This is a genomic window from Streptomyces sp. A18, from assembly GCF_059026065.1.
Genome location: NZ_JBWLKL010000013.1, coordinates 1 through 20,043, shown reverse-complemented (window position 1 = coordinate 20,043; position 20,043 = coordinate 1). Strand labels below are relative to the sequence as shown.

Sequence of the window (20,043 nt, the reverse complement as noted above, 5' to 3'; positions counted from 1 at the left end):
AGAGATCGACGCCACGCGCTTCACCCGCCTCACACGGGTTCGGGCTGTGGCTCCGGTTGCTGCGTGGGTGCGGCCTTCGGCTCCCACAGCTTGGTGGTCCGTACGTAGCCGTGGATCACCGAGATCATCGCCAGCATGAGCAGCGGTCCGAACAGCCACGGATGCTTGGCCATCTGCATCGGCAGAAAGCGATACGACACCAAGAGCAGAGCGAAGACCGTCGTGCCGTAGACGACCAGTTGGATTCCCGCTCGGTCCCAGCCGCGGTCGAGTGAGCGCAGCGCGGCGTCGATCGTGAAGGCGAACACCACACCGGCGATGATGTCCACGCCGTAGTGGTAGCCGAATCCCAGCGTCGCGCCGAGCGTCGCGACCAGCCAGAACACACCCGCGTAGCGCAGGAGGCGTGGCCCCTTGCGGGAGTGGATGAAGATCGTGGTCGCCCACGCCGTGTGCAGGCTCGGCATGCAGTTGCGCGGAGTGATCTCGTCGAAGGGAATCTCGTGCGGGGCGGCGATCGGTGGCGGCGTATTGGGCCATAGATTGGCGAGGGCCCAGTGCTCGCCGCCGGTGCCGAAGGCGCCCGTGCCGTAGGTGAAGATCGGTCCGACCACCGGGAAGATCATGTAGATGGCGGGCCCGAGCAGGCCGATCACCAGGAACGTGCGCACCAGGTGGTGGCCCGGGAAGCGGCGTTCGACCGCCACATTGCGCAGCTGGTACAGCGCGACGATGACCGCGGCCACCGCGAGTTGGATGTAGACGTAGTCGAGAACGTGCGCGCCGACCGGGCCGGTGGCCGAGACCAGCCTGCCGACCACCCACGAAGGATTGCCCAGCGCGTGATCGGCCATGGCCACGTACTGGTCGAGCACCATCGGGCGGGTCTCGGACGTGATGAGCAGCCAGATGTCGCCCGTCTTGCGCCCGGCCACGAGCAGCAGGCCGAGCCCGACGCCCTTCAGCAGCAGGACACGTTCCTGGCCGGTACGGCGCGTGACGGCGATGACCGCATAGCCCAAGATCACCCACAGTGCGCCGTTGCCGAACATCATGTCGGCGCCGACGGCCCAGCGCACCAGGAAGAAGACGATGTCGATGCCGACCGCGACACCTGCCGCGATGAGTCGTTGCCGCCAGGTGAGCACCACCATCATCAAGGCCATGGAGGCGTACAGCAGCGGCCCGGACTTGGGCGCGAACACCACCTCACGCACTTGGTTGGCGATCGGCCCCCGCACGCCGTAGTGACGTGCGGCGATCTCCAGTGCGACGAGGAACCCGAGGGCCACCACGACTGCCGCGGTCCACAGGATCGCCCGTGGCTGACGCCACGCGGCGAACAGCTTTGTGGCGTTTTTCCGTGAAAACATTTCGGATGGTATAGATATCAATGGTTTGGCCGATTTGTTAGATGTTATTTAATAGCTCACTCTTTGTGCTAGATAGCAGTGTTTTGCGGTGAAGTACGGGCGATCAGGGCACTCGTTGTGAGTTCGATCATGTTAGCTGAGCGATCCGCATGGGTCCGGCGGGTTACGGAAGCGTGAATCGGCTGAACCGGTCGGGACATCCGCCGAGCCTTTGTTGCGAGCCGGTCGGCCGGGACGGGTGACCGGCGGCGCTCAGTCCGCGTCGGTGGTGGAGCCGGTGACCACGTCGACGGCAAGGCGGCGGTGCGCGGCGAAGAGGTCGAGGGCGGCGCCGGTGTCGCGTGCGCGCAGCGCGGCGACGAGCCCGCGGTGCTCACTGGGCACGCGGGCGAGGTAGCCCTCGGTGCTGCGGCCGATCCGGGTCAGCAGGAACAGGTGGACCTGGCACCGGATGCCGTCCCACGCGTCGGTGAGGCGCTGGTGCCCCGCGGCGGCGAACACCGCGTCGTGGAAGGCGATGTCGTGGCGCACCATCTCGTGCGCGTCCGCGGCCCGCTCCATCAGGTCGGCGCTCTTCGCGACGGAGGCGAGGGCCTCGTCCGAGGCCCGAGCGATGACCTGACGGACGGCGAGATCTTCAAGGGCGCCGCGCAGGCTGTCGAGTTCGGCGACGTCCTCGGGGGACAGGGTCGTCACCGTCGTGCCCCGGTGCCACGCGCAGTGGACCAGACCCTCGCGCTCCAACAGCCGCAGGGCTTCCCGCACGGGGCCGCGGCTGACGTCCATGTCGCCGGACAGCTCCACCTCGCGCAGCTGCGCGCCCGGGGCGTAGGCCCCGCTGAAGACGGCCTCGCGGATGCGGTCCGCGACCTCATCGGCCAGGCCACGACGGCGGGCCGGGGTCACCTTGCGCTGCTCACTCATGTCCGGTTCCGCGCCTCCTCGATGATTGTCCGAATGTTAACATTGGCCTCCACGCTCCAGTCCACGGCAGGAAGGCATGTCATGACCGTGCTCAACTCCCCGATCCCGCGGTTCCACCTGGCCATGCCGGTCGACGACCTCGCCGCCGCGCGTCACTTCTACGGCGAGGTGCTTGGCCTGGAGCAGGGCCGCAGCGCGGACACCTGGGTGGACTGGAATCTGCACGGCCACCAGTTCGTCACCCACCTCGCGCCGGAGCGCGCCCAGCGCATACACAACCCGGTCGACGGCCACGACGTCCCTGTGCCGCACTTCGGACTGATCCTGACGATCCCCGCCTTCCAGGAACTCGCCGACCGGCTGCGCACGGCAGGCGCCGAGTTCGTCATCAAGCCCTACGTCCGCTTCGAGGGCCAGACCGGCGAGCAGTGGACGATGTTCCTCCTCGACCCGGCAGGCAACGCCCTGGAGTTCAAGGCGTTCGCCGATGACTCCCAGGTGTTCGCAGCCTGAGGAGGGCGGCGGTTGGACGGCGGCCGCGCGACGGTCATCGCGATTGATTCCTGCGCCGGAGCGGCCTCACCGATCTTCTGGTTTCGGGAGGGACCGTCGACTTCGCTTCCCCGGACGCTCCCGATGGCGGGGCTCCGCGCCGGCCTGATCAAACCGTCCCGCAGCACTCCTCTCTGCGTGGTCAGAGCCTGACGGGCGCTGCCGCTGGGCATGGCTTCCTGAGGTCGTCAGGTTCGCCCCTGCGCCAGAGCGGAGGCCTCGGGTGGCAGAGTGGAAGAGATCGTTCCGTCCAGTGGAGGTAGTCCCCGCAATGCGTCTGTTGCTCATACGTCATGGTCAGACCCCGTCCAACCTCAAGCACCTCCTGGACACCGGGGCACCGGGACCGGCGCTGACGCCGCTGGGGCAGGACCAGGCGGCGGCGCTTCCGGAGGCCCTGGCGGGGGAGGGGATCGACTCCCTGTACGTCTCCACGCTGCTGCGCACCCAATTGACCGCCGCGCCGCTGGCTGCCGCGACCGGGCTGGAGGTCCAGGTCCGGGACGGGATCCGGGAGTTGAGCGCCGGGGATCTGGAGATGCGTGGCGACGAGGAGGCCGCAGCCGTCTATATGAACACCGCCTTCGCCTGGTCCGCGGGCGACACCGAGCGCCGGATGCCCGGTGGTGAGAACGGCGTGGAGGCAATGGGGCGCTTCGACGCCGTCGTCGCCGAGGCGGTCGCCACGGGAGCGGACACGGTGGCGATGGTCAGCCATGGCGCCGCCATCCGGACATGGGTCGCCGCTCGTGCGGTCAACGTGGACGTGGCGTACGCGTCGAGCCACCCGCTGGGCAACACCGGCGTGGTCATCCTGACGGGCTCACCCGATGAGGGCTGGCGGGCCCTGGTGTGGGAGGGACGCCCGCTGGGCCCGGAAGGAGACTCTCCCGAGGACAGTGGGCCGACAGGCGAAGTCACCGTTCCGGTGGCTTGAGACATGGTTGTCCTGAGACACGGTTGTCGTGAGGAACGGCTGGCCGTCCTCCGCCTTCAGCCCGGCGCGCGCCAGTAGTTCGAAGGTGCGGGAACGCCTCAGGCATCCGCGCTCGGCATGCGCGTCGGCTCGGGTGATCGTACGGTGGCCGCATGCGTTCCCGAGGACGCTGTGGGTGGGCCCGTTTCCGTTCGCACGTGGCGGGCCCGCCCTTCTTGTTTCTCGCAGGGTCAGGCGCGGCGCGCCGCCCACACCGTGCGTTCGGTGCGCACCGCGAGGTCGCCGCGGCGCAGAATGCTGAGCGGGCTCTCGGCGTCGAGCAGTTGGTCGACGGCGCGGAGGTCCTCGGCGGAAAGAGAGTGGGTGGCGCTGTCGCGCAAGAACTTCAGGCTGCTGAGTGCGTACCGGCCCACCGCCTCGCTCCGGGAGCCCTCGACGTTCACGGTGATCGCGCGCTCGCCCTCGACGGCGAACCCGGCGGCCGCCAGCTTGGGGCCCCAGTCGGCTCCGCGGTGCGGCACGTGCTCGGCGTCGTGGTGCGCGAGGGCTGCGTGGCAGCGGTCCTCGAGGCCGGGCCGCTCCTCCGGGGCGTCGGGGGGCAGGAAGCGCGGGAAGCCGGCCAGCTCGACCACGGCGAACAGGCCGCCGGGCGCGATCAGGTCGTGGACCTTGCGCAGGGTGCGGTCGGGGTCGGCCATGTGATGCATCGACGCCGAAGCCCACACCAGATCGGGGTGGCCGAGCTCGGGCCAGTCGGTGTCGAGATCGGCCGACACCGTGCGCACCTGGTCGGCCACTCCGAGCGCTTCGGCCCGCGCCCGCAGGCGGCTCAGATGGCCTGCCGACGCGTCGACGGCGGTCACCTCCGCTTCCGGGAAGCGCGCGAGCAGGGCGAACGTGCCTGCCCCCGTCCCGCATCCCAGGTCGACGATGTAGCGCGGCGCCTTCTCGAGGGGCAGCCACGCGGTGATCGACGCGATGTGCTCGGCGAGTACCTCGGCGTCCAGATCGAGGATCTCCGCCTGGCCGTCGGCGTCCTGGTCGTGGTGCGGACCGTGGTGGGCGTCGGCGGCGTGGGCGTGGGCTGCGTACGAGGAAGTGTGGTTCATGACAGCGACGCTAGGCCGGTCATGCCCCGGCGGCACCATGGATCCCGGAGTGCGCAAGAAGATGGCCGTCCGCGCTGCCGCCCGCGCAAACCTGCCGACCATCGCGGTGCGGTCCGGTCATCGCGATCCTGCCGGGCGTGTGCGGGGACTGCCCGCTGCTCACGTGTCCTCGCCGCGTTGGTGGCCGCGGCGGGCGTCGCGGTCGAAGATGCCGATGATCTCGCACGGTCCGCCCTCGGCGCCGATGGCGTGGGGGAGCATCGTGGGGAACTCCGCGGCTTGATTGGTCTCGACACGCAGGCGCCGGTTGCCCAGCAGCAGGACCGCGGTGCCGGACAGGACGACGAGCCATTCGCGGCCCGGATGAGCGCGCATGCGTGAGGGGCTGTCGGGCGGCGGGTCGGTCATGCGCTGGCGTACGACGCTCATGCCGGGCTCCGCCTTGATCGGCCAGCGCATGGCCCCATGGGCCGCGTCGATCGCCGGGCTGGTGATGACGTCATCGGTGGCCGTCTCGACGAGCTGGTCCAGGGAGGTGTCCAGGGCTCGGGCGAGCGTGACGAGCTGGTCCAGGGCCAGGCGGCGCTGACCGTTCTCGATGCGGCTGAGCGTGGACTGGCTGACCGATGCCCGGGTGGCCAGCTCCTCCAGGGACCAGCCCTGCGCCACGCGCAGCGCACGGATCCGTTTGCGTACCAGGCTGTCCATCTCGCCATTGTCTTGCGTCATAGGCAACATCATATGCCCTGTCCGCAAGTCGCGCCTATCGTCGTGACCGCAGCCCCCGAACCGCGGGGGGTTCGCGCGAAGGAAAGGGCGAAGCCATGTCTGAGAGCACTGAGAGCACTGAGAGCACTGAGAGCACTGAGAGCACTGAGGCCACTGCTGTGCATGCGAGCGGCCAGCTGCCGGGCGAGACCGTCGACGCCGTGGTGATCGGCGGTGGCGCCGCGGGCTTGAACGGCGCACTGATGCTCGCCCGCTCCCGCCGTACGGTCGTCGTGATCGACAGCGGCACCCCGCGCAACGCACCCGCCGAAGGTGTCCACGGACTGCTCGGCCTCGACGGTATCCCGCCGGCCGAACTGCTGCAGCGAGGGCGCGAGGAAGTGCGCCGCTACGGAGGCCTCGTCGTGACCGGGGAAGTGGCAACCGCTGCCCCGGCCGTCCCCTCCGCCGAGGGGGATCGGCGCTTCACGGTCACCCTTGCCGACGGCAGAACCTTGTCGGCGCGCCGCCTGCTCGTCGCCACCGGACTGCGCGACGTCCTTCCCGACGTTCGCGGGCTCGCGGGGCACTGGGGACACGGGGTGGTGCACTGCCCGTACTGCCACGGCTGGGAGGTGCGCGACGAGCCCATCGGGGTCATCGCCGTCGGCCCGGCCTCGGTCCACCACGCGCTGCTGTTCCGGCAGTTGACCGACGACCTCGTCTACTTCACCCGCGGCACCGACCTCGACGAGGACACCCGTGTGCGCTTCACCGCCCGCGGCATCCGCGTCGTCGACACCCCGGTGAGCGAGGTCGTGACCGCCGAGGACGGTGGCATCGCGGGCGTACGCCTGAGCGACGGGCAGCTGGTGCCCCGGCGTGTCCTAGCCGTCGCCACCACCATGGAGGCCCGCACCGAGGGACTGGACGAACTGGGCCTTCCGATGCAGGAGTTGCCCGGCGGCATGGGTCGCCACTTCGCCACCGGCAAGGCCGGCGCCACCGATGTGCCGGGAGTGTGGGTGGCAGGCAACGCCACCGACCTGGCCGCCCAGGTCGGCGCATCGGCCGCGGCAGGTGCCCTGGCCGGCGCCCACATGAACGCTGATCTGGCCGCCGCCGACACCGAAGCGGCCCTGGCAGCCACACAGCGATTGCTCACCCACGCCTGACCACCCGCCCATTCCCCGGCGGCGCTGCCCGCTCTCGACCCATCACCCCTGCTGCGCCCCATCGCTTGATGGGGCGCTGATCTCCGCATGCCCTTGTACCTGGCCTTGTACCTGCCCTTGGGCATGGCCTTGGACCTGCCCTTGGAGAGGAATCCATGAGCACGAACCAGCCCCCTCAACTGCCCCCACAGCTTCCCCCAAAGCCGTCTCCACAGCTGAGTGCCGCCGATCCCAGCGGCGCACCGGGCGGCGGTATGGGCGTCCCGGACGCGCGCCACCGTCGCACCATTCTGATCGCGGTCTGTATCGCCTTGATGGCAGTGATCGCCTCGGTGACCGGGCTGAACGTGGCCCAGCCCGACCTCGCCGTCGCCTTCGGCGCCTCGCAGAGCACCGTCCTGTGGATCATCAACATCTACACCCTCAGCCTGGCCGCACTGCTCCTGCCGCTCGGCGCGCTGGGCGACCGCTGGGGACGCAAGCCCATGCTGCTCGCCGGCCTGTCCATATTCGGCGTCGCCAACGTGGTGGCCCCGCTCGCCTCGTCGGCCGAAGTCATGCTCGCCGCACGCCTGGTGAGCGGCGTCGGCGCTGCAATGATCATGCCGATCACCCTGGCCGTCATCACCTCCACCTTCCCCGCGGAGGAACGCGGCCGGGCGATCGGCGTGTGGACCGGCGTCGCCGGCGGTGGCGGTGTCCTGGGAATGTTCCTCTCCGCTGCCCTCGTCGACTTGGCGAGCTGGCGCTGGCTCTTCGTCCTGCCGGTCGTGCTGGTCGTCGTGGCCCTCGCCATGGCGCTGCGGTCCGTTCCCAACTCCCGTGAGACGTCCGGGCGCAGCTTCGACACCGTCGGCGCGCTCACCTCCGTCGTCGCGGTGGTCGGGCTCATCTTCGTCCTGCAGGAAGGACCCGAGCGGGGCTGGACCGCTGCTGCGACCCTGCTCGGCCTCGTCATCGGTGTCATGGCCGCCATCGGCTTCGTGGCCTGGGAGTTGCGCCGACGGGACGCCGCGCTCCTGGACGTGCGCCTGTTCAAGGAGCGCTCGCTGGCAGGCGGCTCGGTCACGCTCCTGGTCGTCTTCGGTGTACAGGCAGGCATCTTCGTGGTCCTGTTCCCGTTCTTCCAGGCCGTGTTGGGCTGGTCGGGCCTACTGTCCACGCTGGCGCTGATGCCCATGGCCGTACTGATGATGATGGCCTCGGGCCTTGCACCCCAACTGGCCGCGCGCATCGGGGCCCGGTCGACCATGGCGGCCGGAATTCTGTTGGCGGGCGCCGGACTTGGCCTCATGGCCGCTTTCGTCTCCGTCGACGGCGGCTACCTCTCCGTACTGCCCGGCATGCTCGCCATGGGCATCGGCATGGGTCTGTCGATGACGCCCTCGACCGAGGCCATCACGGGCTCCCTGCCGCGTGAGCGCCAGGGTGTCGCCTCCGCACTCAATGACGTCACACGGGAGTTCGGCACCGCGCTCGGCATCGCCCTGCTCGGCGCGCTGCTGTCCTCCGGCTACCGAAGCGCCATCGACTCCCGGCTCGAAGGCGTCCCCCAGGGCGCCGCCGACACCGCACGCGAAGGAGTCGCCAACGCCGTTGAGGCCGCGGACGGCGCCGGTACGCAGGCCCAGACGCTGATCCGTGCCGCCCAGGAGTCGTTCGTCGAAGGCTGGCAACAGGCCATGTGGGCAGGCGTCGGCGTCATGGCCGCCCTGTTCGTCTACGTCCTTGCCCGAGGACCGCGGGGCGCGGTCGGCATACCGGAGGACGCGGCCGAGAACGCCGAAACCGTCGAGCGCGAAAGGGCCGAGGCCACGAAATCCCAACTGAAGGAGTGATCTATCCGCTCGCACGAGTGACGCTCCTTGCTGGGCCGCCGCCCAAGTTGTGACCATCGCCGGATGGACGGACAGAAGCGGAAGGCCAAGCTGGATGGCGTCGCCGAGACGACGCTATGGACGTTGCACCACCGCGCTCTGGCCGCGAAGGACCCTGGCTCGGCCCTGCTCGACCCGAAGGCGATCGAGGTGATCGACGCCGTCGACTTCCCCTTTGAACGGCGGTTCGGCACCGGCAACTGGGGCCTGGCGCAAGGAATGGCGGTACGGGCGCGTTGCTACGACCGAGAGGTGCGCCGCTTCCTGAAGGATCACCCGGACGGCACGGTCGTCTCGCTCGGGGAAGGCCTGGAGACGCAGTTCTGGCGGGTGGACAACGGCAGGGTGCGCTGGATCGGGGTCGACCTGCCCGAGGTCGCGGCGCTGCGGCAGCGGCTGCTGCCGGACGAGCCGCGCCACCGCACCCTGTCCTGCTCGGCGACCGACGCGGGGTGGATGGACGAGGTCGACGCCACGCGCGGGGTACTGATCCTCGCCCAGGGGATGCTCATGTATCTCCCTCGGGATGTGGTGCACCGGCTCATCGAAGCCTGCGCCGCCCGCTTCCCCGGAGCGGAACTGGTCTTCGACACCCCGCCCGCCTGGATGGCCGCCCGCACCGAACGGGGGCGGTGGAAGTACCCCGCCGGGTACCGGCCGCCGCCCATGCTCTGGGGGATGACGCCGAGGGAGCAGCGGAAGCTGCGCGCGGTGCATCCGAACATCGCCGCCGTACGAGCGGTACGCGAACCACGGGGCCGGGGCCTCCTCTGCGGGTGGGTCCTGCCCCTGGCCAACTTTCTTCCGGCGATCCGTACGCGCAAACCCCTCTGGGTCACGCGCGTGTCGTTCGGTCTGTCGGAACATCACCAAGGAGTCAGCAGATGACGGATCGCCTGGAAGCCGAGCGGGAGCAAGCCCCTTTGTGGGCTCCGCGAGACCCGGGCCAGGCGCCGGTCGACGAACGGCCGCCGCGGGAGCCGGAGCAGCGTGGGGTTCTCATCGAAGGCGCCACGCTGCGACTGCGGGAGTTCCTGCCCAGCGACGTCGACGGCGTGCTCGGCATCTTCGGTGACCCCCGCACGACCCGCGAGTTCGGCATGCCGCCCTTCCGCCGTGCCGAGGCCTCGGCGCTCGTTGAGCAGGCCAGGGCCGGTGCCCGGCGGACTCCTCGCTCGCACTACCGGCTGGGCGTCAGCGAGATCGCCACGGGCGAGTTGATCGGCTCCGCGAAGCTGATCGTCGAGGACCAGTCGGGCGAAGGCGGGATGGTCCGCGTCGGCTACCGCAGCGCGGAGGTGGGTCTGGCTCTGCGCGCCGACCGCGTCAGCGTCGGCCACAGCGTCGAGATCGGCTTCCTGCTGGGCGTGTTGGGCTTCGACCGGCTCGGGCTGCACCGCGTGTGGTCGGGCTTCATGCCCTCCAACATCGCTGCGCAGCGGGCCATCGAGAAGGCGGGCATGGTGCGGGAGGGACGCTTGCGGCACTACGGCCACGTGGACGGGGTGTGGCACGACATCGTCCAGTACTCCATCCTCGAGGACGACTGGAAGGCCCTGCGGGGCGCGACCGCCGAGCCGTCGCGCCCCGCCGCCGTTCCGGCGGCCGGGACCTGACCGCTGTTGGCCGGCGGCGCGCCGGCCGGAGCCGGTGAGCCATCGCCTGGTCCGAGGCGCGCGGGGAGGGCAGAATCCCGGACTGTGAAGATCAGCGCGCGCGAACTCAACCGAGCAACCCTCAGCCGCCAACTGCTCCTTGAACGTGAGCCCTTGACCGTCCAGGACGGGGTACGGCGCGTGGTCGCGCTCCAGGCGCAGCACCCGGCATCGCCGTACCTCGCGCTGTGGAACAGGCTCACCGGGTTCACGGCGGACGACCTCGACGCAGCGTTCACCGGGCGTTCGATCGTCAAGGCGACCCTGATGAGGATCACGCTGCACGCCGTGCACGCAGACGACTATCCCGTCTTCCGTGCGGCGATGCAGCCCACGCTGCACGCCTCCCGGCTCGGCTTCCGCTTCGCCGACGCGGGACTGAGCCCCTCGGACGCCGACGAACTGGTGGCGGAGTTGCTGGCCTTCGCCCGCGAGCCGCGGACCTCGGCACAGGTGCAGGCATGGGTCGAGGAACGGCTCGGCGCCGAAAAGAAGGACGGCGCGTGGTGGGGGCTGAAGGGGTACGCACCCCTGCACCATGCCCCGACGGGCGCGCCCTGGTCGTTCGGCCATCGGCCGTCGTTCGTCGCGGCCCCGAGCGGGCCGGCGCGTGCGGGCCGGGCCATGGATCCTGACGCGCTGCGTGCCTTGATCCTGCGCTACCTGGCGGGGTTCGGGCCCGCTTCGGTCCCGGACATGGCGCAGTTCGCCATGGTGCAAAGGGCACCCGTCCGTGCGGCACTCCTCGCCCTGGGTGACACCGTGGAGCAACTCCAAGGCCCGGACAAGGATGTGCTGTTCGACCTCCCGGGTTCGTCCCGGCCGCCCGCGGACACCCCCGCACCTCCCCGGCTCATGGCCATGTGGGACAGCGTCCTGCTGGCCTACTCCGACCGAGGCCGGTTGATACCTCCGGCCTACCGTCCTCGGGTGATCCGGCGCAACGGCGACGTACTGCCCACCGTGCTGGTCGACGGCCATGTCGCCGGAGTGTGGCGCTCGGTGGAGGACGGCATCGAGGTCACGGCCTTCCACCCGCTGGCACCCGCCACCTGGGCCGGACTCGCGGAGGAAGCCCGGTCACTGACGGCCTTCCTCAGTGACCGCGAGACGGCGGTCTACAGCCGGTACCACCACTGGTGGACGAAGCTCCCCGAGGCCGAGGTGCGGATTCTGTAGCCGGTTCGCCGTCAGCCGTGCCGACTTCACCCACGCAGAGGTGTGCGTCCGTCAGCCCGCCAGTAGCCGCTGCGCCGCCGCTCGGCCCGTGGCGACGCACGCCGCGATGCCCACCCCTTCGTACAGCGCTCCGCACAGCTCGACGCCCGGCAGCTTGCCGGTCGCGTCCCGGATCGCGGCGACGCGGTCGGCATGGCCCACCTCGTACTGCGGCAGGCCCTGGCCCCAGCGGGTGACCTTCGTGGCCAGCGGAGTGCCCAACGGCCCCACGGCGGCGGACAGTGCGGCCAGTGCGAGCCGGGTGAGATGACGGTCGTCGTGGTCCAGGAGGTGTTCCTCGCCCATCCGACCCACCGACGTGCGCATGATCAGCTTCGAGGGCGCTTCGTCCCGCTGCCAGGCCCACTTGTGGGAGAGGAAGGTGGCGGCCTTCACCGTGCGGCCGTCCACCGGCGGGACCAGGAAACCGTTCAGCTCCGGGTAGGGACCCGACTTCGTACGGGCGAACGCCATGGTGACCACGGCCGATCCGGCGTACCGGACCGCGGTGAGCTCGGCCCGTGCTGCCGGTGAGTGCGGGCCCAGGAGGGAGGCCGCGGCCGGCGCGGGCAGCGCCAGGATCACCGCGTCGGCAACGAACGTCACGGGCCCCTGGCCGGTGACGACGTGCGCACGCCAGCCGCCGCCCGGGGCTCGTTCGAGGGCGAGCGCGGTGCTGCGGGTCAGCACGCGTGCACCGGCGGCGGCCGCCACCGCCAGGGGCAGCCTCCCGGTGCCGCCCGCTATGCCGCGGACCGGGCTCGGCCTGGGGCCCGGCTGCTGCGATCGCGTGCGGCGGCGCAGGGTGGCGAGCAAGGAATCGCCGGAGGCGGCGACGGCCGCGACGGGCGGCATAGCGGAGCGCAGCGAGAGCTGGTCGGTGCGGCCCGCGTAGATCCCGCCGAGCAGCGGTTCCACGAGACGGTCGACCGCTTCCTGGCCGATCCGGGGGACGAGATATCCCGCGACGGTGACATCCGCGTCGACGGGGCGCGCGGGGACCGCCTCTTCGCGGGCGAGCGCGGCGAGCCCCTCGTTGGAGAGCAGGCCGGTGCCGTCGAGGGCCGACGGGTCGGCGGGGATGCCCATCAAGTGCCCGACGGGCAGCGGCCGCAGGGCATCGCGGGTCCACAGGGTGACGGGTGCGGAGGCCGGCTCGCGCAGGGCGTCGCCGAGGCCGGTCTCCTCCGCGAGCCGTACGGCCTCGGGCCGCATCGCCATGACGGACTCGGCGCCCTCGTCCACGGGTACGCCCGCGAGTGAGCCGGTGCGCAGTTTGCCGCCGACGCGGTCGTGGGCCTCGATGACGGTGACATCGGCCCGGCCGCGCAACTCCCAGGCGGCGGCGAGGCCACTGATGCCGCCGCCGATGATGATCACAGAGCGCACGACGACTCCTTGTCGCGGGAACAGGAACAGGAACAGGAAGACGAAGAGGAAGACGAAGAGGACACCGGGGGCTCGTACGCGCACCAGAGGTCGGCCGCGAGGTGGTCGCCGGTGACGGCGTACGCGCGCGAGCGCGAGCCACCGCACAGGGTCCGGTACTCGCAGCGGCCGCACTTGCCGCGCAGCAGCTCGGGGTCGCGTAGTTCGACGAAGAGCGGAGACGTCCGATAGATGTCCGTCAGCGGGCGGTCCTTGGTGTTGCCCGCGGACAGCGGTAGGAATCCGCTGGGGGTGACATCACCGGTGTGCGAGACGAAGACGAAGCCGCGCCCCGAGGAGACGTCCATGGGCGGTCGGCGGACAGCACGCGGCACGCCGTCGAAGAGCCCGAGCGCTCCCGCGCGCGCCGCGAGCCGTGCGTGCAGCGCTCCGGTAGGGGGCGCCTCGCCGCGTTCGGCGAGCGCGGTCCGCTGGAGGACGACCCGCCGGAAGTGGTGCCCCTCGGTCGTCTTGGTGGCCATGAACGCACCGCAGTCGTACAGGAAGTGCAGTACGTCCTCGGTCTCGGCGGCGGTGAGCGAGTCGAGCGCGGCGCCGCGCCCGGTGGGCACAAGGAGGAAGCCCGACCACAGCATGGCCTTCTCGCGGTGGACCAGGGCGGCGATGTCGGCCAGGTCGTCGAGGCTGTGCCGCGAGACGGTGGTGTTGATCTGCACCTTCAGGCCCAGCTCGCGGGCGGTGCGCCAGCCCTCGAGAGTGAGGTCGAAGACCCCGTCGACGCCCCGGAAGGCGTCGTGCCGCGCGGCGGTCGACCCGTCGACGCTGAGCGAGAGCGCGATGGCACCCGCGTCCCGTACCGCCGTCAGATTCTCCCGCGTGAGGGTGGGCGTACCGGACGGCGAGACCGCCACGCGCAGCCCCAATTCCGTTCCGTACGCGATGAGTTCGCAGAGGTCGGGGCGCTGGAAGGGGTCGCCTCCGGTGATGGCGAACAGCGGGTGGGGCCGCCCGAAGGCAGCGATCTGGTCCATCAGCGCGCGGGCCTGAACCCCGTCCAGTTCGTGCGGACTGCGCCGTGTCACGGCCTCGGCCCTGCAGTGCAGGCAGGCCAGCGGGCAGGCGCGGGTGGCCTCCCAGATGACCAGGAACGGGCGGTCCGCGACGGCGTGCCGGGGTGTGCGCACCAGCTTTCCGGGAGCTGCGGTCGCCCTTCGAGGCGCTGCGGTCGTCATCGGACCCGCTCCCAGCCGCGCCGCTCCGGACCGGGCGTGAGCCGCTTGGGGTCGCGGCTGCGGTAGACGACGTACGGCCGCCATACGTACCGCACCGGCGCGCTGAACATGTGCACGAGCCGCGAGTAGGGGATCAGCGCGAACAACGTGAAGCCGAACAGGATGTGCAGCTTGAAGGCGAGCGGAGCACCCGCCATGAGCGTGTAGTCCGGCGAGAAGGTGAACAACGAGCGGAACCAAGGGGAGATGCCCTCGCGGTAGTTGTAACCATCCGTCGCACCGGTCGAGTTGAGGATCGTGGCCAGCAGGCCGAGGACGATCGCGCCGAGCAGGAAGGTGTACATGAGGTGGTCGCTGCGCAGCGTGGCCCGGCGCACGGCGGGCACCTTGAGGCGGCGGTACACGAGCAGCCCGATCCCGACGGCCGCCGCCGCGCCCGCGACGGCGCCGGTGCCGACCGCGACCAGGTGATAGGTGTGGTCGCTGACGCCGACCGCGTCCGTCCAGCTCTGTGGGATCAACAGGCCCACCACATGGCCGAGTACGACGAAGAGCATGCCGAAGTGGAACAGGGGCGAACCGATCCGCAGCAGCCGTGACTCGTGGAGCTGCGAGGAGTGGCTCGTCCGGCCGAACCGGTCGTAGCGGGCGCGCCAGAGGGTGCCCGATATCAGCAGGGCGATCGAGACGTAGGGCAGTACGCCCCACAGGAGCAGATCGGTCATGCCGGCGGCCTTTCGGAGGTTCCGTTGACGGTGGGCCAGGGCAGGTCGATGCCGGGGCCGAACGGCTCCAGCGGGGAGCCGATGCCGACGAGTTCCTGCGGCGGCCCCTTGCGTGCCATCGCCTTGGCCTCCTCCTTGGTCTGTGGGGACGGGCCGGGCAGGGTGCCGCACAGCGCTTCGAGGACCGCTCCGTACGGGGTGTCCGCCGCGGTCACCGCCAGGCGCAGCAGCTCCAGGCCGACCCGGTGCTCCTCGAGGAGTTCGGTGCCCGCATCGGGGCGGCGGGCGGCGAAGTCGAGGACGACGGGGAGGAAGTCGGGCAGCTCCTCGTCGGCGTACCGCAGGCCGTGCTCGTGGTAGATCTGCTTGACGCGTACGAGGGACATGCCCCGGCGGCGGGTGTCGCCGTCCGCCCACCAAGTGAGGTACAGGCAGCGGCGGTTGCGGGTATCGAAGGTGGCCGTGTAGTGCGCGCACAGGTCCAGTGGGTCGGTGGCGGCGACGTGATCGAGGAATTCGGCCAGGAGGGCGGCTGCCTGCGGGGAGGCATCGTCGAGTGCCGCGCGGAGGAAGGGCAGATCCGCGTACAGGCGGGACTCCGGGTACTCCAGACAGCGGCCGGCGATCAGCCGCGTGACGGTGTCCGCGGTGACCGGCGAGGCCACGGGCGCGGCGACGGGCGGGGTCATGCGCTCCTCCGGGTGGCTCCGAGGTTGAGCAGCACACGGCCGGGGGATGCCGAGGCGTCGGGCAGTCCCGCGACCGGACAGGCAGCCTGTGCCGGGTCGTGCGCCGGATCGTGTGCCGGGTCCTCGAACGGATGGGCTTCGGCGAGTGCGTCCGCGTCCGCGTGTGCCGCGCTCGGCACCACGAAGCGGTCCTCCAGCTTGGCCACGGCGAGCAGACGGAACATGTCCTCCATCTCGACCCCCGTCAGGCCGACGGCCTGCGCGATCCGCTCGTCGCGCTCCTCGCCCAGGTTGACGCGCCGCATGTACGCGCGCATGGCGGCCATTCGGTGCAGCACGGCGTCGACGACGGCCGTGTCCCCGGCGGTGAGGATCTCCGCCAGGTACTCGACGGGGATGCGCATCGCGTCGATCGCCCCGAACAGGTTGCCCGCGTCCTCGCCGTCGTGCCCGGACGCGGCGACCGCTTCGACGACGGGGGAGAGCGGCGGCACGTACCAGACCATCGGCATCGTGCGGTACTCCGGGTGCAGCGGCAGGGCCACCTGGTAGGTGGCGATCAGGTCGTACACGGGGGAGCGGCGGGCCGCCGCGAGCCACTCGTCGCTGATGCCGGACGTGCGCGCCGCGGCCTGCACGGCCGGGTCGTGCGGGTCGAGGAAGCTCTCCAACTGGGCGGGATACAGGTCGTGTTCGTCCTCGACGGCGGCGGCCTCGGCGACCTTGTCGGCGTCGTACAGCAGGACCCCGAGGTAGCGCATCCGCCCCACGCACGTCTCGGAACAGACCGTCGGCATACCGACCTCGACGCGCGGGAAGCAGAACGTGCACTTCTCTGCCTTGCCGGTGGTGTGGTTGAAGTAGACCTTCTTGTACGGGCAGGCACTCACGCACATCCGCCAGCCCCGGCAGGTGTCCTGGTCGACCAGGACGATGCCGTCCTCGGTCCGCTTGTACATAGCGCCGGACGGGCACGCGGACACGCACGCCGGGTTGAGACAGTGCTCGCAGATGCGGGGCAGGTAGAACATGAAGGACTGCTCGAACTCGAAGCGGATCCTCTCGCCCACCTCGTCGCGGATCTTCTCCACGATCGGGTCGCGCGGCCCGTGTTCGGGGGCGCCGCCCAGGTTGTCGTCCCAGTTCGGGCCCCATTCGATCTTCTCCATGGGAGCGCCGGTGACCTGCGAGACGGGCCGTGCGGTGGGCAGGTCGTCCCCAGCGGGTGCATCCGTGAGATTGCGGTACTCGTAGCTCCAGGGCTGGTAGTAGTCGTCCATGCCGGGCAGGTCGGGGTTGGCGAAGAGGTTGCCCAGGCGCTTGATGCGACTTCCCGAGCGCAGTCGCAGTTTGCCGGAGCGAGTCCGCTCCCAGCCGCCCTTCCAGCGCTCCTGGTCCTCCCAGCGGCGGGGGTAGCCCTGGCCGGGGAGCGTCTCGACGTTGTTGAACCAGGCGTACTCGGTGCCCTGCCGGTTGGTCCATGCCTGCTTGCAGGTGACGGAGCAGGTGTGGCAGCCGATGCACTTGTCGAGGTTCATCACCATCGCGATCTGAGCCATCACTCGTCTCTTGGTGACTCCGTCACGGGGCATCAGTACTGCACCTCCTGGGCGCGGCGGCGTACGACGGTGACCTCGTCGCGCTGGTTGCCGGTCGGGCCGAGATAGTTGAACGCCCACGTCAACTGGGCGTAGCCGCCGATGAGATGGGTGGGCTTGAGCATCACGCGGGTGAGCGAGTTGTGGATGCCGCCGCGCTTTCCGGTCTTCTCGGTGCGCGGGACACCTACGGTGCGCTCCTGGGCGTGGTTCATGTAGACGGTGCCGGGCGGCATCTTGTGGGAGACGATCGCGCGGGCCGTGACGACGCCGTTGCGGTTGACCGCCTCGATCCAGTCGTTGTCGGCGACGCCGATCGCCGCGGCGTCCTGCGGCGACATCCAGATCGTCTGGCCGCCGCGGCCGAGCGACATCATGTACAGGTTGTCCTGGTACATGGAGTGCACGGCCCACTTGTTGTGCGGGGTGAGGTAGCGCACCGCCACCGTCTTCTCGTCCACGCGGCCCAACTCCGGCTCCCCGTACAGGCGGTGCATGTTCAGCGGCGGTTTGTAGACGGGCAGCGCCTCGCCGACCTCGTGGATCCAGTCGTGGTCGAGGAAGAAGTGCTGGCGGCCGGTGAGGGTGTGCCATGGCTTCAGGTGCTCGGTGTTGACGGTGAACGCGGTGTAGCGGCGTCCCCCGGACTCGCTGCCCGACCACTCGGGCGAGGTGATGACGGGCACCGGACGGGCCTGCGTGTCGGCGAAGGTGATCCGCTTGCCCTCGGCCTCGGCCGCCAGGTGTGCCATCTCGGTGCCGACCTGCTTCTCCAGGGTCTCGAAGCCCTGGGTGGCCAAGCGGCCGTTGGAGGTTCCGGAGAGCGAGAGGATCGTCTCGCAGGCCCGCTGGGCGGTGTCGAGGCGGGGGCGGCCGTCGGCGATCCCGCCTCGTACGGTGCCGTTCTTCTCCCTGAGATAGGCGACTTCCTCGCTCACGTCGAAGGTGATGGCCTTGGTGGTGACGCCGAGCGTGTCGACGAGCGGGCCGAGGGCGGCGAACTTCTCGCCGACGGCGCCGTAGTCGCGCTCCACGACGGTCAGGTTGTACATGGTGCGCCCCGGCACCGGCTCGCACTCGCCCTTCGACCAGTCGAGGGCGACCCCGCCGGGCTGTGCCATCTCCCCGCCGGGTGTGTCGTGCTGCAGCGCGCTCGCGACCACGTCGTTGCGTACGCCGAGGTGTTCGGCGGCGAGTTCGCCGAACCGGCGGGCGAGTGCGAGGAAGGCGTCGTAGTCCGAGCGGGCCTGCCAGGGAGGGTCGACGGCCGGGGTGAAGGCGTGCAGGAAGGGGTGCATGTCCGTGGAGGAGAGGTCGTGCTTCTCGTACCAGGTGGCGGCCGGGAACACGACGTCGGCAAGGAGCGTGGTGGACGTCATCCGGAAGTCCATGGCGAGCAGCAGGTCGAGTTTTCCCTCGACGTCCTGCGGATGCCAGGTCACGTCACGCGGCGCACAACGCGGGCCGTCGTCGGGCAGGTTGGAATGGGTGCCGAGCAGATGCTTGAGGAAGTACTCGTTCCCCTTGGAGCTCGAGCCGAGCAGATTGGCCCGCCATACGGTGAGGACGCGGGGCCAGTTGCGCGGAGCGTCCGGGTCCTCGCCCGCGAACTTCAGCCGCCCGGCCTTGAGTTCGTCGACGGTGTGCTGAACGGGGTCCGCCGCGTCGCCGAGTTCGAGGGGGTTGCGGTCGAAGGTGGGGTAGGAAGGCATCCAGCCCATGCGGGCGGACGCGGCGAGGCAGTCGGCCCCGCTCATCCCCTCGAAGTGGCCGTCGGCCAGCGGGGACGCGAGGGACTCTGCGGGCAGGGTGTCGTAGCGCCACTGGTCGGTGTGCAGGTAGAACCAGCCCGCGCCGATCATGTGGCGGGGCGGTCGGCCCCAGTCCGACGCGCCGGCGAGGGTGGCCCAGCCGGTGACCGGGCGGCACTTCTCCTGTCCGACGTAGTGGCCCCAGCCGCCGCCGTTGCGGCCCTGGCAGCCCGTGAGGGTGAGGAGGGCGAGAAAGGCGCGGTAGATGGTCTCGGAGTGGAACCAGTGGTTGGTGCCCGCCCCCATGAGGATCATGCAGCGGCCTCGCGACTGCTCGGCCGTCTCTCCGAACTCCCGTGCCACGCGCGCTGCTTGGGCGGCCGGGACGGAGGTGAGGGTCTCCTGCCAGGCGGGGGTGCCGGGCTGTGAGGCGTCGTCGTAGGAGGTGGGCCACTGGCCGGGCAGGCCATCGCGGGCGACGCCGTACTGGGCGAGCATGAGGTCGAAGACGGTGGTGACGAGGTGCTCGCCGACCCGCCGGACCGGCACGCCACGCCGTACGGTGGCGTCCGCGTCCTCCTCGAAGCGGGGCAGCACGATCTCCGCGGTGTCCGCGCCCTCCTCCTCGTACAGGGTGAGGCGGGGGACCGTGTCGCCGAGGTCGAGGTTCCACTCGGGGGTTTCGTTGCTGCCCCACCGGTGGCCGAGCGTTCCGTTCGGGACGACGGGCGTGCCGGTCGTGTCGTCGACGAGAACGGTCTTCCATAGGGCGTTCTCGGTGGACTCACCGAGGTCGGACGCGTTCAGGAACTTGTGCGGAACGAGCCCCTGCTCGGTGTTCCGCAAGGTGATCAGGAACGGCAGATCGGTGTATTGCCGAACGTAATCCTGGAAGAACGGCGTCTGCCGGTCGACGAAGAATTCCTTGAGGATGACGTGACCCATGGCGAGGGCGAGTGCGCCGTCCGTCCCGGGATGCGGATGCATCCACTCGTCGGCGAATTTCGTGTTGTCCGCGAAATCGGGGGAGACCGTGACGACTTTCTGCCCCCGATAGCGGGCCTCGGCCATCCAGTGCGCGTCGGGGGTACGGGTGACGGGGACGTTCGAGCCCCACATCATCAGGTAGGC

General features: G+C 70.2%; 17 protein-coding genes. 7 read left to right on the top strand and 10 right to left on the bottom strand.

Annotated features, from left to right (window positions below; all coding sequences use genetic code 11):
• Nucleotides 1-29: 29 nt before the first annotated feature.
• Together AC5P1C_RS21485 and AC5P1C_RS21480 are read right to left on the bottom strand one after the other, a co-directional pair.
• The gene (locus AC5P1C_RS21485) at nt 30-1,373 is read right to left on the bottom strand and encodes a phosphatase PAP2 family protein (RefSeq protein WP_493867508.1); all 1,344 of its coding nucleotides are present in this window, start codon (nt 1,371-1,373) and stop codon (nt 30-32) included.
• Nucleotides 1,374-1,625: 252 nt separating this feature from the next.
• Complete coding sequence (locus AC5P1C_RS21480) at nt 1,626-2,297, bottom strand: GntR family transcriptional regulator (protein WP_493867507.1); 672 nt, start codon at nt 2,295-2,297, stop codon at nt 1,626-1,628.
• A gap of 81 nt (nt 2,298-2,378) precedes the next feature.
• On the opposite strand from AC5P1C_RS21480, the gene AC5P1C_RS21475 reads away from it, so the two are divergent.
• Nucleotides 2,379-2,810, top strand: a complete 432-nt coding sequence (locus AC5P1C_RS21475; protein WP_493867506.1) for a VOC family protein — start codon at nt 2,379-2,381, stop codon at nt 2,808-2,810.
• A gap of 310 nt (nt 2,811-3,120) precedes the next feature.
• The gene (locus tag AC5P1C_RS21470; RefSeq protein ID WP_493867505.1) at nt 3,121-3,786 is read left to right on the top strand and encodes a histidine phosphatase family protein; all 666 of its coding nucleotides are present in this window, start codon (nt 3,121-3,123) and stop codon (nt 3,784-3,786) included.
• 230 nt (nt 3,787-4,016) lie between these two features.
• On the opposite strand, the gene AC5P1C_RS21465 is transcribed toward AC5P1C_RS21470, so the two are convergent.
• Nucleotides 4,017-4,895, bottom strand: coding sequence for a class I SAM-dependent methyltransferase (locus AC5P1C_RS21465; RefSeq protein WP_493867504.1), 879 nt, complete (start codon nt 4,893-4,895; stop codon nt 4,017-4,019).
• Between the two features lie 159 nt (nt 4,896-5,054).
• Nucleotides 5,055-5,624, bottom strand: a complete 570-nt coding sequence (locus AC5P1C_RS21460; RefSeq protein WP_493867503.1) for a helix-turn-helix domain-containing protein — start codon at nt 5,622-5,624, stop codon at nt 5,055-5,057.
• 95 nt (nt 5,625-5,719) lie between these two features.
• Here AC5P1C_RS21460 and AC5P1C_RS21455 point away from each other — a divergent pair, with 95 nt between their 5' ends.
• The 5 genes from AC5P1C_RS21455 (at nt 5,720) to AC5P1C_RS21435 (ending at nt 11,489) form a co-directional block, all read left to right on the top strand.
• A complete protein-coding gene (locus AC5P1C_RS21455; RefSeq protein WP_493867502.1) occupies nt 5,720-6,778 on the top strand; it encodes an NAD(P)/FAD-dependent oxidoreductase in 1,059 nt (352 codons plus the stop codon).
• 155 nt (nt 6,779-6,933) lie between these two features.
• Nucleotides 6,934-8,616: an MFS transporter gene (locus AC5P1C_RS21450; RefSeq protein ID WP_493867501.1), complete on the top strand. Its 1,683-nt coding sequence runs from the start codon at nt 6,934-6,936 to the stop codon at nt 8,614-8,616.
• A gap of 63 nt (nt 8,617-8,679) precedes the next feature.
• Entirely contained in the window at nt 8,680-9,543 is an 864-nt protein-coding gene (locus AC5P1C_RS21445; protein WP_493867500.1) for a class I SAM-dependent methyltransferase, read from the top strand.
• Nucleotides 9,540-10,271, top strand: coding sequence for a GNAT family N-acetyltransferase (locus AC5P1C_RS21440; RefSeq protein ID WP_493867499.1), 732 nt, complete (start codon nt 9,540-9,542; stop codon nt 10,269-10,271). The genes AC5P1C_RS21445 and AC5P1C_RS21440 overlap by 4 nt, the downstream gene beginning before the upstream one ends.
• 84 nt (nt 10,272-10,355) lie before the next feature.
• Nucleotides 10,356-11,489, top strand: coding sequence for a winged helix DNA-binding domain-containing protein (locus AC5P1C_RS21435; protein ID WP_493867498.1), 1,134 nt, complete (start codon nt 10,356-10,358; stop codon nt 11,487-11,489).
• Nucleotides 11,490-11,540: 51 nt separating this feature from the next.
• Here the strand turns inward: AC5P1C_RS21435 and hemG are convergent, their stop codons facing one another.
• From hemG to AC5P1C_RS21405, 6 genes are all read right to left on the bottom strand, one after another.
• Nucleotides 11,541-12,917 (bottom strand): protoporphyrinogen oxidase, encoded by a 1,377-nt coding sequence (gene hemG / locus AC5P1C_RS21430; protein WP_493867497.1) that lies wholly within the window; start codon nt 12,915-12,917, stop codon nt 11,541-11,543.
• Nucleotides 12,905-14,149 (bottom strand): TIGR04053 family radical SAM/SPASM domain-containing protein, encoded by a 1,245-nt coding sequence (locus AC5P1C_RS21425; protein WP_493867496.1) that lies wholly within the window; start codon nt 14,147-14,149, stop codon nt 12,905-12,907. Before AC5P1C_RS21425 ends, hemG begins: the two co-directional genes overlap by 13 nt.
• A complete protein-coding gene (gene narI / locus AC5P1C_RS21420; protein ID WP_493867495.1) occupies nt 14,146-14,874 on the bottom strand; it encodes a respiratory nitrate reductase subunit gamma in 729 nt (242 codons plus the stop codon). Before narI ends, AC5P1C_RS21425 begins: the two co-directional genes overlap by 4 nt.
• The gene (narJ, locus tag AC5P1C_RS21415; RefSeq protein WP_493867494.1) at nt 14,871-15,563 is read right to left on the bottom strand and encodes a nitrate reductase molybdenum cofactor assembly chaperone; all 693 of its coding nucleotides are present in this window, start codon (nt 15,561-15,563) and stop codon (nt 14,871-14,873) included. Before narJ ends, narI begins: the two co-directional genes overlap by 4 nt.
• Complete coding sequence (gene narH, locus AC5P1C_RS21410; RefSeq protein WP_493867493.1) at nt 15,560-17,155, bottom strand: nitrate reductase subunit beta; 1,596 nt, start codon at nt 17,153-17,155, stop codon at nt 15,560-15,562. The genes narJ and narH overlap by 4 nt, the downstream gene beginning before the upstream one ends.
• On the bottom strand, nt 17,155-20,043 hold a 2,889-nt coding region (locus AC5P1C_RS21405; RefSeq protein ID WP_493867492.1), incomplete at its 5' end, for a nitrate reductase subunit alpha. The genes AC5P1C_RS21405 and narH, both read right to left, overlap by 1 nt.